The sequence below is a fragment of the Streptomyces sp. E-08 genome, assembly GCF_049913095.1.
GTDB lineage: Bacteria > Actinomycetota > Actinomycetes > Streptomycetales > Streptomycetaceae > Streptomyces.
Window position 1 is genome coordinate 7938623 of record NZ_CP183971.1, and the last position, 12986, is coordinate 7951608.

The 12986-nt window shown below is 71.0% G+C and carries 9 protein-coding genes; all 9 read right to left on the reverse strand.

Annotated features, from left to right (window positions below; all coding sequences use genetic code 11):
- Positions 1-16: 16 nt before the first annotated feature.
- Positions 17-1792, reverse strand: coding sequence for a cation:proton antiporter (locus ACN9MM_RS36285; protein WP_426368019.1), 1776 nt, complete (start codon positions 1790-1792; stop codon positions 17-19).
- Between the two features lie 46 nt (positions 1793-1838).
- Positions 1839-2897, reverse strand: coding sequence for a cytochrome d ubiquinol oxidase subunit II (locus tag ACN9MM_RS36290; RefSeq protein WP_426368020.1), 1059 nt, complete (start codon positions 2895-2897; stop codon positions 1839-1841).
- Positions 2894-4375 carry a cytochrome ubiquinol oxidase subunit I gene (locus ACN9MM_RS36295; protein WP_426368021.1) on the reverse strand — a complete coding sequence of 494 codons (1482 nt, stop codon included), beginning with the start codon at positions 4373-4375 and terminating at the stop codon, positions 2894-2896. The genes ACN9MM_RS36290 and ACN9MM_RS36295 overlap by 4 nt, the downstream gene beginning before the upstream one ends.
- A 36-nt stretch (positions 4376-4411) precedes the next feature.
- The gene (locus ACN9MM_RS36300; protein WP_426368022.1) at positions 4412-5251 is read right to left on the reverse strand and encodes an SDR family oxidoreductase; all 840 of its coding nucleotides are present in this window, start codon (positions 5249-5251) and stop codon (positions 4412-4414) included.
- Between the two features lie 162 nt (positions 5252-5413).
- Positions 5414-6994, reverse strand: coding sequence for a GMC oxidoreductase (locus ACN9MM_RS36305; protein WP_426368024.1), 1581 nt, complete (start codon positions 6992-6994; stop codon positions 5414-5416).
- Between the two features lie 145 nt (positions 6995-7139).
- Positions 7140-8057 (reverse strand): cyclase family protein, encoded by a 918-nt coding sequence (locus tag ACN9MM_RS36310; protein WP_426368025.1) that lies wholly within the window; start codon positions 8055-8057, stop codon positions 7140-7142.
- Between the two features lie 32 nt (positions 8058-8089).
- Positions 8090-9619 carry a gluconokinase, GntK/IdnK-type gene (locus ACN9MM_RS36315; protein WP_426368027.1) on the reverse strand — a complete coding sequence of 510 codons (1530 nt, stop codon included), beginning with the start codon at positions 9617-9619 and terminating at the stop codon, positions 8090-8092.
- Between the two features lie 18 nt (positions 9620-9637).
- Positions 9638-9760, reverse strand: coding sequence for a hypothetical protein (locus ACN9MM_RS36320; RefSeq protein ID WP_426368028.1), 123 nt, complete (start codon positions 9758-9760; stop codon positions 9638-9640).
- Positions 9761-10113: 353 nt separating this feature from the next.
- Positions 10114-12906, reverse strand: a complete 2793-nt coding sequence (locus ACN9MM_RS36325) for a S8 family serine peptidase (protein WP_426368030.1) — start codon at positions 12904-12906, stop codon at positions 10114-10116.
- Between the last annotated feature and the right edge of the window lie 80 nt (positions 12907-12986).

Sequence of the window (12986 nt, forward strand, 5' to 3'; positions counted from 1 at the left end):
GGAGGGCCCGCGGGATTCACCGCTCGCCGGCCGGCGGGACGGAACCGAGGAGAACGACCGTGTCGCCCTCCTGCAGGACGGTCTCCTGCCGCTCGGTGACCGGGTCGAGCCGCTGGTCGGCCCGTACCACGAAGAGAGGGTCCTGCCCCGACGGCAGCGGGGTGGAGGCCGGCTGCACCACGAACCGGGCGCCCTGCTCGTACCGCTCCGCCAGGACGTGACGGACGAGGGACCGGCCGAAGAGGATGTCGCCGCCGGTGTAGGGAGCCACCACTCCATGGCTGTCGTGCGGGGGGCCGACCCGGTAGACGGGCCCCTCGACGTTGTCCTGCATCACGACCGAGGCGAGCGCGTTGAAGTCGTCGTCGGCGGTGGCCAGGAACACGGCCGTCACTCCCTCGATCCGCGCCCCGGGGTTGATGGCCGTGGCCAGCAGGTCGCCCTTGGCCAGATCGAGCCCCGCCTCCTTGATCCGATCCCGTTCCTCGTCGAGCCCCGCCCACATCAACACGTCGAGTCCCGCGGACCGCATGGCCCTTCCCAGGTCGACCACCCACGCCTCCCCGCCCACCAGGAGGATGCGCGTGCCCGCCGGTTTGACGACGCCCAGGCGCCTGGCCACGGGTGCGGCCGTCAGCGAGTAGAGCAGGACGGTTCCCACGATCACCAGGAACGTGACGGGAAGGATCTTCGCGGCCCCGCTCTCCCCTCGCTGGACCAGGCCGGCGGAGAAGGTCGACGCCGTGGCCGCCGCGACGATGCCGCGTGGGTCCATCCATCCGATGAAGGCCCGTTCCTGGCGGCCCAGGCCCGAGTACGTCGTCGCGGCGAAGGCCACGAGCGGCCGCACCACCAGGACGAGGACCGCGATGAGGGCGAGCGCGGGAAGGAGTACCGGTACCAGGGATGCCGGGGTGACGGTGGAGGAGATGGAGACGAAGAGCAGCCCGATGATCAGCTGGACGAGGGTCTCGAAGAAGGGACGCCGGGCCGGCATGTCGAAGCCGCGGAGGTTGGCGACGGCCAGACCCGTGACGATCGCGGCGATGAGCCCCGTGTCGTCCCGCACCATGTCGCAGACCGCCGATACGGCGATCACGGTGGCGAGTTGAGCCAGAGTGCCGAGGGTCTCGCCGAGCCGAAGGGTCCGCAGCGTGAACCACAGCAGCGCGGTCCCCGCGACCCCGCCGACCAGCCCGACGAGCAGGCTGAGGCCGAACTGCCCCAGCTGGTATCCCCGGCCGACGTCGACCTGGTGCGTCGTGGCGATGGCGTGGAAGGTGAGCGCGCCGAGGATGCCGCCGATCGGGTCGGTCAGAGTCCCTTCCCAGATCAGAATGCGTCGCACCTTGTCGGTCGGCCGCACGAAGTCGAGCAGCGGACCGACGACCGTGGGCCCCGAGACGACGAGGATCACGCCGAGCATCGCGGCCACGCGCAGAGGCATGTCGAACATCGCCGGTGACACCGACGCGACGATCAGGAACGTGAGCAGCACCCCGTACACGAGCAGCCGTCCCACGATTCCCCGGGTGCGGCCGGCGAGCTTGCGCAGGTCGAGCCCCAGTCCGGCGTCGTAGAGGATCACCGCGACGGAGAGCGACACCAGGTCGGAGAAGGTCGGCCCCAGCAAGTTGTCCGGATGAATGACGTCCGTCATCGCACCGGCGGCGAACCCGACCGGCAGCAGGATGATCAGGGCCGGGAGGCGCAGCCTGCTCGCCAGGATCTGCGAGCCGGTGGCGAGCACCACGGTCAGGGCGAGTCCGAGAAGGATCTCGTCGTCGGTCACAGCGGCTCCTTCGTCGGATTTCAGGCGCGAGGTCGGGAAGGGGTGCTCAGCCGCTCGGTGCGGTGTCCTCGCCGTCCGTGCCGCTTCCTCCGCGCAGCTCGGCGTCGGAGAGTTCTTCCAGCTCTCCGCGGGTGTCCAGCCGGTAGAGGAGGACGACCGCCGGCACGACGAGCACGAGGGCCACCAGGGTGACGATCGCCAGCCACGTCAGTGTGGCGGGCGCGCCCGCGGCGTCGGCCACGGTCAGCGAGGTGGGGAGGAGGTACGGGCGTTGGGCCATGCCCCAGGCGACGACGGCGGAGGCGACGACCCCGACCGCCGTGACGCGCATCCACGCGCCGGGCGTCCGCCGGAGCAGCCAGGCCGTCGCGAGGGCGGCCACTCCGGCCAGGACGACGAAGAACAGCCCGAGACCGCGGGTGAGCCCGTGCCACACGTAGGGGGAGTCCTCGTGGGTGACGAACCCGGTGATCACGGCCAGGACGGTGAGCAAGGCGAGGCTGCTCAGGGCCCGCCACCTGAAATGGCCGACCAGATCGGTCGCGCCGAAGCGGCGCGCGTCCCCCGTGAGGAAGACCGCGCCGACGAAGGCCGCCGCCGCGATGGCGATCAGCCCGAACATCAGGGAGGTGGGATTGGCCCAGGCGTCCACCGAGGCTTCGGTGCCGGGTGCCACCCGCCCTGACGCGACCCCGCCGACGGCGGCACCGAGGAAGAACGGCGTGACGACCGAGGCCATGGCGAACACGGCACCATACAGCCGTCGGCCGGCGAGCCGCCGGGAGGGCTTGCGGAACGCGAAGCCGGCGCCGCGCAGGACCATGCCCACGGCAGCCAGCGCCAGGGGGAGCCACATCGCCGAGAACACAGTCTGGAACAGCGTGGGGAATCCCGTCCACATGATGACGAGAACGAAGATCAGCCAGACGTTGTTGACCTCCCATACGGGAGCCATGGCGTGGTCGATGAGCCATCGGGGGCGTCTTCCGCGCTCCGTGCCCCCCGCCGTCAGGTCCCAGAAGCCGGCCCCGTAGTCGGTGCCGCCCGCGGAGGCGTACGCGGCCACGGCGAGGATCAGCACCACGGCGATGAGGTCGGCGGTCATCGGTGGCCGCCTTCGGCCCCGGCGTCGCCGTCCGCGGCGGGGGCGTCACCCGCGGGGACGGGTGCCCGCGGCCCGTAGGGAGTGTCCGTCTCCGGCGCTTGGGGCGACGGCCCTCCTGCCGCCCGCTGCTCGTCGGCGAGCCGCCAGCGCGTACGCATCTTGAGGAGGATCACGAGGAACGAGGCGAAGAGGAACACGTACACCACCATCACCACGGCGAGCATGATCCAGAGGGTGGTGGAGCGGGTGGCGGTCACCGCCTCGGCGACCCGCATGTTCTGGTAGACGATCCAGGGCTGACGGCCCACCTCGGTGGCGATCCAACCGGACTCGACGGCTACGACGGAGGCGACGCCCGCACAGGCGGCCGGGCCGTAGAACCACTTCGACGCGGGCAGCCGTCGGTGCCGCAGCCAGACCAGGCCGTACCAGAGGGCGAGCAGCACCAGTACGGACCCGATCAGGACCATGAGGTCGAAGGCCCAGTGGGCGATGGTCGCCTGAGTGGCCGTCGGCCGCTGGTCCGCCGGGACGGAGGTCAGTCCCACCACCTCCGTGTCCGGGCTGAACCCGGCCAGGAAGGAGTCGAGCAACGGGATCTTGATGCCGCCCTTGACGCTCCCGTCCTCCTGCAGGCGCCCGAAGAGGTACTCCGGCACACGGGTGTCGGTCTTCCAGACGATCTCCATCGCGGCGAACTTCACCGGCTGCTTGTGGAACACCGACCTGGCGATGGAGTCGCCCAGGACGAACTGCACCGGAGTGGCCACCGCGGCGATCGTGAACGGAACGGCGAAACCGAGCCGGTGGTAGTGGTCCCGGCGGCCGCGCAGCCAGCCCACGGCGTAGACACCCGACACCACGAAGCCCGCGGTGAGGATCATCGCCACGACGAAGTGCCAGTACTGCGGCCCGAACATCGGCGTGAAGATCGCCTTCCAGACGTCGACGTCGACCGGGTTTCCCCCGGAGTCGAGGGAGAAGCCCTGCGGCGTGTTCATCCAGGAGTTGGCGGCCAGGATGCCGAACGCTCCGAGCAGCGCGGCCGCCGGGAGCGGCAGCCCGAGCAGGAAGTGCGTCCGGGGCTTCAGCCGCCGCCATCCGTACAGATAGATCGCGATGAGTACGGCCTCCAGGAAGAACGCCCAGGCCTCCACGCCGAATCCGAGGCCGAAGACGTCACCCCACCTCCCCATCAGGCCGGGCCAGAGCAGGCCGAACTCGAAGGACAGCACGGTGCCGGTGACAATGCCGAGCGCGAACTGCACCGCCATGACGGCCGACCAGCGCCGCGCCAGGAGCAGTGCCGTGGCGTCCTTGCGGCGCAGCCCGCGGTAGTGCATGACCAGGGTGATGAAGGGGAATGCCACGCCCAGTGGTACCAGGATGATGTGGGACGCCAGGGTGAAGGCCATGAGTTCCCGGGCCGGCAGGAGTTGGGCCGGGGCATCCGCCAGCAGGTGGAACGAGGTGGGCATACGCGCCTTCGCTGTTCGTGACGTGGGGGAACAGGATCAGCCGCCGGTGGCGAAGCCCGGGAAGAGGGTCATCCCGCCGTCGACGTAGAGGGTGGCTCCCACCACGTAGTCCATGAGGTCGGAGGAGAGGGCGACCACGGCGTTGGCGATGTCCTCGGGGTCGCCGATCCGGTCGTACGGGATCAGCCTCAGCAGGTCCTCCCGGGCCTCGGCCGTCTCCCAGGCGGCGCGGTTGATCGGCGTCTTGATCGCCCCAGGGGCGACCGCGTTCACCCGGATCTTCTCCGGTGCGAGCTCCTGGGCCAGGGTCTGCATCATCATCTGCACACCGCCCTTGGAAGACGCGTAGTTGACGTGGCCCGACCACGGGATGATCTGGTGCACCGAACTCATGCAGATGATCTTCCCGGCGGCGCGGGACACCTCGGGGACCACGCCGCGGCGCCGGAACTCCTTGGCCGCCTCCCGGGCGCACAGGAACTGACCGGTGAGATTGACGTCGATGACCTTCTGCCACTGGGCGAGCGTCATGTCGGTGAGCCGGGCGTCGCGCTGCAGTCCTGCGTTGGCCACCAGGACGTCGATGGTCCCGAACTCCTCGACCATCCGGTTCATCATGGCCGTGACCTGGTCCTCCTGGGAGACGTCGGCCTCGTAGGCCGCGGCGCGCACCCCGAACGAGGCGATCTCCTTGACCACTTCCTCGGCCGCGTCACGGTCGGCCACGTAGTTCACGACCACGTCGGCGCCGGCTCGGCCCAGGCCGATGGCCGTGGCCTTGCCGATGCCCGAGTTGGCCCCGGTGACCAGGGCCTTCTGGCCCTGCAGCAGACGTGCGGGGATCACACCCCGCGGTGTCTCCACGGTGGAACCCATGTTGCCCTGCCTCCTCGCTGCGCGACTGCGCCCCGTCCGGCTGCTGCCGGGCGGGCATGGAGGTCACGCAATCACCGACATGGGCGGGCGGCATGCGAGGAGGACCGCCGTTGGGCCGTTGGACCGAGTGTCTTCGTCTGATCGGCCCAACGGCTGCCGGCCTCAGCCCAGCCGAGCCAAGAGGTGGTCGCCGACCCTGAGGGCATTGGCGATGGCCGTCAAGGACGGGTTGACAGCGCCGATGCTCGGGAAGAAGCCGGTGTCGACGACGTACAGGTTGTCGAGGTCGTGGGCCTTGCAGTTGACGTCCAGCGCGGAGGCGGCGGGGTCGGTGCCGAAGCGCACGGTGCCCGCCTGGTGCGCCGTCGCACCGATCGGCATGCCCTTGTGCAGATAGATGCTGTGGGACAGCAGGTGGTGCTCGTGCATGCCCAGGTGGCCGAGCATGCCCTGCAGCTTGTGCCGCAGGCGCTTCAGGCCTTCGACGTTGTTCTTCTCGTCGAGGGCGAGGTGGATGCGGGCGTCACCGTCGAGGGTGACCCGGTTGTCGGCCAGGGGCAGGTCCTCGCCGCACAGCCAGAAGTCGACGGCGTGGTGCGCCAGCACCTCGAACGGCATGTCCGGTGTCACCGTACCGGCCCACCGCGGGGCCTCGCCGTGGATCTGCTCGGCGTCCGACTTGCCCAGCATCTGGATGCCGCCGAGCGGGTAGTCCCAGTCGTCCGCCCCGAGGTACCAGTCGTGCAGGGCCAGGGTCTTCTGGAACGTGGTGTCGTTGGGCTCCTTCGACACCGCCATCAGGGCCAGGTTGTTGTGCCGCATGTAGAAGCGGCCGACCACGTCGGAGCTGTTCGCGAGGCCGTTCGGATGGTGCTCGTTCGCCGAGGCGAGGAGCAGCGCGGCGGAGTTGACCGCCCCGCACGAGACGACCACGAGATCCGCCGTGAACCGCACCTCCGAGCCGTCGGGCAGCCGTCCGACGACCGTGTTGACCGTGCGCCCACTCGCATCGGTCTCCAGGCGCACCACCTGCGTGTCCGTGACCATCTCGACGTCGGGGTGACGCAGAGCCGGCTCCACGCAGATGACCTCGGCGTCCGACTTGCCGCGTACCAGGCACGGGAAGCCGTCCACCCGATTGCACCGGATGCAGACGCTGGAGTGGGTGGCCCGCCCGCCGTCCGCCTGGCTGAGATTGACACCGATCGGAAGGTGGAAGGGGTGCAGACCGCGCTTCTCGAGGTCGTCGCTCAACTGTTGGATGCGCGGCTCGTGCTCCACGGGCGGATGGGCGTACTGGGCGCTGGCGGCGCCCTCGGTCGGATCCTCGCCGTGCCGTCCGTGGACGAGATAGAGGTGCTCGGCCTGCGTGTAGTACGGCTCCAGATCCTCGTACCGGATCGGCCAGGCGGGGGAGAGGCCGCCGTGATGACGGAGCTCGCCGAAGTCCTCGGGGCGCAGCCGGAAGAGGGCGGCGCCGTAGAACTTGGTGTTTCCGCCGACGTAGTAGTTGACCTCGGGCGGGAACTCGCTGCCGTCCTTGTCCAGCCAGAACTCCGCCGCCCGGTACTTGCCCTTGACGAACACGGCCGTCGAGTCCCAGTTGTCCCGCTCTCGCGGCAGATAGCCGCCGCGCTCGACGAGGAGTACGCGTTTGCCCGACGGCGCGAGCCGATGAGCGAGGGTGCCACCGCCGGCGCCGGTGCCGATGATGATGACGTCGTAATGAGGGTCGTCACCCACGGCGACCACCGTCCTTGTGATCACGGCCCTGAACTGGCTCGGGCCTGATGTCCCGCTGTGCGGGGCCGAGCGTCCCACCCGTTCGAACGTATCCGCCCGCCCCCTGGACGGCGACCGGAGCAGGGGCGCCGGGCGGCCCCGTCGGTCACAGCACCGCGATCGGATTCACCGGCGAGCCGGTGGCTCCGGGCAGCCGCAGCGGGGCGACCGCACACAGGAAACTCCATCGCCCCGCCTGCGCGCAGACCGCGACCAGGTCCTCGAACTGCAGGTAGTCCATCAGAGGGATGCCCATGGCATGGATGGCCAGGACGTGCACCGGGAAGGAGATGCCCCGCACCGGGCTGGGCGCGGTGTCGTTGTTGCCGTCTCCGCCCAGGACGGCGACCTTCCGCTCGGCCAGGAACCCCACGGCGGTCGGGTGGAGGCCGGCCCGAGCCGTCGCCGCGTCCCACGGTCCGAGTTCCGTACGACGGAGGCGATGCCCCACCCGTACGAACAGCAGGTCTCCCGGTCCGACGCGGACCCCTTGCGCGGCCTCCGCGGCCGACAGATCGTCCCAGGTCACCTGGTCGCCCGGTTCCAGCCAGGGCACGCCCCGCAGCCGCGGGACGTCCAGCAGCACGCCCCGGCCGACAATGCCGTCCGCGACCAGGCCCACGGAGAGCGCACGGGCGCCCTCGGGCGTCACGGTGCCCGCGGGCACCCCGCCGTACAGCTCCCCGTCGAACACCACGTGGCAGAGCGCGTCGAGATGGCTGTCCGCGTCCCCGTGCACGTTCATGGCGAAGCGGTCGGTGGCGAAGTGCAGCCCCTGAGCGCCGAGGTCGTCCGGAGCCGGCCCGGTCATCCGGTGCACCGCGGGCTCGGGGTCGTCGGGCCCCGGCACGGTCTCGATCGGAGCGGCCAGCGACACCGTACGTCCGAGGCGGACCTCAGCGACGGCGGCCACGACCCGCTCGGGCGTCACATGGCGGAGTGCGCCCCATCGACCGTCGACCGCCGGCTGCGCGGTCTCGCCCCGCAGCCGCTCGTAGAGCGCCCGGAAGTCCCGCGTGCTCATACCCGGCACGGCCGAGGGCGGGGCGGGCGGAGTCACGGCGGCCCCCATGGGCTGAGGCCCCACCGGAGCACGTGCGTGGCACCCGCTTCCAGGAGTGTGAGATCCGTGCCGCTGCGAAAGGCGTCCGGCGGACAGGACATGGCCTCCACGGCGACACCGCGGCGCCGCCGTTCGGGTTCGGCCAGCGTGTCGCCCGTGTACACCTGCACGTACCGCGTGCCTTCGCCGAGCCACAGGTCGACACCCCGCAGCCCCGAGGGATGTGCCAGTCGCACCAAGGCCCGGCCGTCGGGGGCGCGGTCGAGTCCGGTGAAGGCGGTGTCCAGCCGCAGACCGCCGAGGGGGCGGGCGGTGCGGAAGTCGTACGGGGTGCCGTCGACGGGCTCCCGGCCGATCGGCAGACCCCGTTCGTCGGTACGCAACAGATACCGGGCGGGAACGGTCAGCAGGGCACTGTCGACGAGCTCGGTGCCGACCGTCAGATAGGGGTGCTGCCCCACTCCGTAAGGGGCGGTCTCCGTCCCGGTGTTGGTGGCGTGGACGGTGGTCCTGAGCCCTTCCGGCCCCAGCCGGTACTCGACACGGACCTCCACGAGGAACGGATATCCGGGCTGAGGACAGAGCGTCGTACCGAGCGTCAACGCGTCATCGGTGCGGGCGAGCAGCTTCCACAGGGTCCAGCGGAGCAGTCCGTGGATCGCGTTGTTCCTCTCGACCTCCGTCAGGGGGAGTTGCAGGGTCCTGCCCCCGAAGTCGTAGCGTCCGCCGCCCACGCGGTTCGGCCACGGGACGAGCAGTTGTCCCCGTCCGCCCGTGATGGCGGACCCGGCGGGGAACCCGTCGAGCAGAGGTCGGCCGTGGACGACGTAGTCGCGCAGGGCGCCGCCCAGCTGGACGACCACCGCACTCTGTGCTCCGCGGACCAACCGCCACGACTCGCCCGTGGGGCCGGGGAGCTCCGGGTGCCCGTCGCGCGTGACGGCGCGGAGGGCCTGTTCCGAGCCCGATCCGGACGCCTGCGCCCCGGAAGCGGATTCCCGGCCCATCAGCGAGAGAACGGCCGTGACGACGGCCTCGGGAGGCTGGTCGATCTCCACCACCAACGGGCGTTCGTCGGGTTCCGGCTCCTGGAGGTCCGTGAGCTGGCTCTCCAGAAGGTCCGCCGGGAAGAAGTGACCCCGCCGAGAGGCCAGCCGCGAGCGCAGCAGCTCGCGCGATCCGTGCAGGTACACCAGCTGGACTTCCGGGCGCCCGGCCGACAGAGCGTCCCGGTACGCGCGCTTGAGCGCGGAGCAGGTCACGACGGCGTGGCGACGGTCGGCGATCGCCTCGTCCATCCACGTCCCGATCGCTTCGAGCCACGGCCCTCGGTCGCTGTCCGTGAGGGGACGACCGGCAGCCATCTTGGCGCGTTCGGCCTCCGAGTGGAACTCGTCCGCGTCCCGGTACTCCCAGCCGAGACGTTCGGCGAGGAGACGCCCCACCGTCGTCTTGCCCGACCCGGCGACGCCGACGACGAGCACGAGGCGCGGCGGACCCTCCGTCGCTGTTCCGTGTGCCACGGGTACGGGTCCCGGACGTCAGGCGCGCACCGGCCGGGGCACGAGGCACAGGCCGAAGAGCATTCTGGCGGCGGAGCGCACCGGCCGTCCGCTGAAGCGCGCCTCCGCCCGCCGTCCGGGTGCAGTTGGGTGGGTCGTCATCGACTGCTCCTCCGCTCGTCCGGCCCGGCCGCCGAGGCGTCGCCGTCCGGTGGGCCGTACACCTCCAATCTCACCCCCGGCGCCGTCCGGCGCATGTCGGACGGGGAGGGAACTGCGGGGGAAGTGATCAGAACGCCCGGAACCGTGGGTTCTCCCCGTCGTGCGGCGCGAGGGCGGGCATCCTGGTGTCCTCCGGCGGACGGGGGATCGGTCGGGGTCTCGACCGCCGCCGGCGCCAGGGTGATCCGGTGGACCCGCAACGGTGCCACCAACCAGAGCCGGTACGTCACACGGCGGACGGGCGGAACCCCCGAAGGCCGGTGCCTTCGGGGGCTGTTCACTTCCGCTGCCGTCTAACGCGCCGAGTAGCCGAAGGCCACGCCGTTGGCCGGGAGACCACCGGAGCCGGGCTTGTACGTGGTGGTGGCGGCGACCGTGCCGCCCCCTGTCACGTTGGACATCGGCAGCGCGTAGAGCGCGCCCGTGGCCACGGGCCCGGAGGGCATGCCCACGTACAGCTTTGTCGTCGTGAAGTGGATGCTCCTGCCCATGTACTGGTTCGCGCCGGGGGGACCGGGGACGCCGTCGCCGTCGCCGGCCTCGATCCAACGGTCGTTCGGACCGGCCGATCCGGCCAGCGAGAACGTGTGGACCGCGCCCGCGTTGGCGACGGCGCCGATGTCCTCACCGGGCGTTCCCACGGCGAGCCGCATGGACGCCACGGTGCTCACCGAACCGGGGGCGGTGTTGACGGCGGCGAGGTACTCGCCCATGCGGTCACCGGTCTCCGAGGTGCCGGACACATCGTCCTCAGCGGTGCCCTGCTTGAGCTCGCGCAGGTAGCTCCAGGTGCCGTCGGGCTTGATGCGGATCTGCACCACACGGCCCGCGTTGGCACGGTCCTCGGTGCCGATCGTCACGCTCTCACCGGGGGAACCGATCGCCAGGATCGACTCCGTGGCGGCTGCGGAGCCGCTGGCCCGGAACGGGGCCATGGCCACCGCGTACCCGAACTGGTCGCCCGCCTCGGCCCCGCCGGAGATGGCCGCGTTGTCCTGGTCGAGTCCGGCGAGCGGCAGGGGGTGGCCGGTGGAGTCGAAGCGGTTGGCGTCGAGGATCACGACGCCGCCGGCCTTCGCCGTGCTGCCGAGGGCCTCGTTGGGGGAGCCGATGGCGATGTAGTTCTGGTCGGCGGCCACGGACCAGCCGAAGAGGTCGCCCGCCTCGGGGTCACCGGGAACCCCGGCCGTCGCCTGGCTCACCGCGACGCTGGCGGTGCCGTACACGTAGAACGAGGAACCCGCCTGCGCGACGCTGCCGATGGCTTCGCCGGGGAGGCCGATGACCAGGTACGGCCGGCCGGCGTCGTTCACCGCGGCCGCGATCCTGTGGCCCATGCGGTCGCCCGCCTCGGACGCCGAAGCCGCGATCGCACCCGTGCCGGTGCCCTGTTCGAGGTGCGTGGCCTTCAGGGTGCCGGTGCCAAGACCGCCGGCCGCGCCGTACAGGATGTCGACGAAGCCCGCGTCGGTGGCGGTGCCGACGGTCTCGCTCGGGGTTCCGGCGACCAGGTCGGTGAAGCCGTCCTTGTTCCAGTCGATGGTGGCCAGGGTCTCGCCGAAGTAGTCGTCCGCCTCGGAGCCGCCGGGCACCCAGTCCAGGTCCTGGCTGATCTCCGCGGTTCCCTTGCCGCCGCCGTACACGATGCGGATCAGACCGGCCTTGGCGTCCGTGCCGACGGTGGCCTGGGGATCGGAGATCGCGATGTCCTCCGCGCCGTCACCGTTGAAGTCGGTCATCCCGGCCGGCTTCGTGGTGCCCCCGCCGGCGACTGCGGTACCGAGGTCGATCCGCGGGGTGGTGGCACCGGTGTAGACGATGCCGCGGCCGCTGCTCTTCAGCAGGGCGGTCAGGTCGGCGATGCTCTTGGTGGGGAAGGCCTGCTTGAGCACCGCGTACGCACCGGCCACGTGCGGCGCGGCCATGGAGGTGCCGTTCTTGGACGCGTAGGTGCCGCCGGGCACGGAGGAGACGATGCCCGTGCCGGGGGCGAACAGGTCGAGCAGCGGGCCCCGGTTGGTGAAGGCGGACAGCTCGTCGTCGTCGGTGGTCGAGCCGACCGTGACGGCGGAGGAGATGCAGCCGGGCATGCTCACCGCGTCGGTGTGCCCGTTGTTGCCGGCCGCGATCACGGTGGCGACGCCGGCGCTCAGCAGGCTGTCCACGACCGGCTTGCGCAGATCACTGTCGCAGGCGGTGGTGTAACGGCCGTTGCCGAGGCTGAGGTTGGCCGAGACGATCGGCGTACCGGCCTGCTTGAGCTTCAGCACGTGCTCGAGACCCTTGAGCTGCGCGCTCTGGTAGCTGCCCACGCAGGGGGCGGCGCCACCGCAGAACTCCTCGGTGGTGAACTGGCTGAAGACCTGGATGGCGACGATGTTGGCGCCCGGCGCCACACCGTGCTTGGGAGCGCCCGTGATGCCGGTGCCGTTGCCCGCGGCGATACCGGCCACGTGGGTGCCGTGATCGCAGTCGGCCATGGTCGCGCAGGGTCCGGCCGCCGTGTCGGCGGCACCGATGCCCTCCTGCGCGTCGGCGCCGTTCGGGCACAGGCTGACGACGCCGCTCTCGGCATCGCTCGGAGAGAAGCAGGCCTCGGCCACGACCCGGTTCTTCAGGAACGGGTGGCCGGTGTCGACGCCGGTGTCCAGGACGGCGATCGCCTGGCCCGTACCGGTCTTGCCCGCCGCGAAGGCGGCGTCACCGCCGATGAGGGGGATGCTCTCGTCCAGGGTCGGCGGCTCCACCTTGTCCTCGGTGACGCTGACCACGTGCGGCTGCGCGGCGAGTCGGTCGAGGCCGGCCCGGTCCACCTTGAGGGTGACCACCGGCACGGTCTCGAATTCCTGCTTCTTCTCGCCGGCCGTCGCGGCGGTGGCCACGTCCGCGAGGGTCTGTGTGACGACGTTGACGCGGACCTTGTCGCCGCCCGCGGTCTGGTCGTAGAGCGGCGGGTCGACCGGGTCGGCGGCGGCTCCGGCCGCTGTCGTAGTGCTCGCCGGAGTGACGGCGTGGGCCGGTATCGCGGCGCCGAGGGTCACGGCCGTCATCGCGGTGACGACCGTCGCCCAGATCGTTCTCTTCATAGTGCCTCGGTGAGCAGGGGGCGCGTCATGGCCGGCCCCGTGGGGAAGCAGACATGGCGCAGCCCGGGGAGATGGGGGCG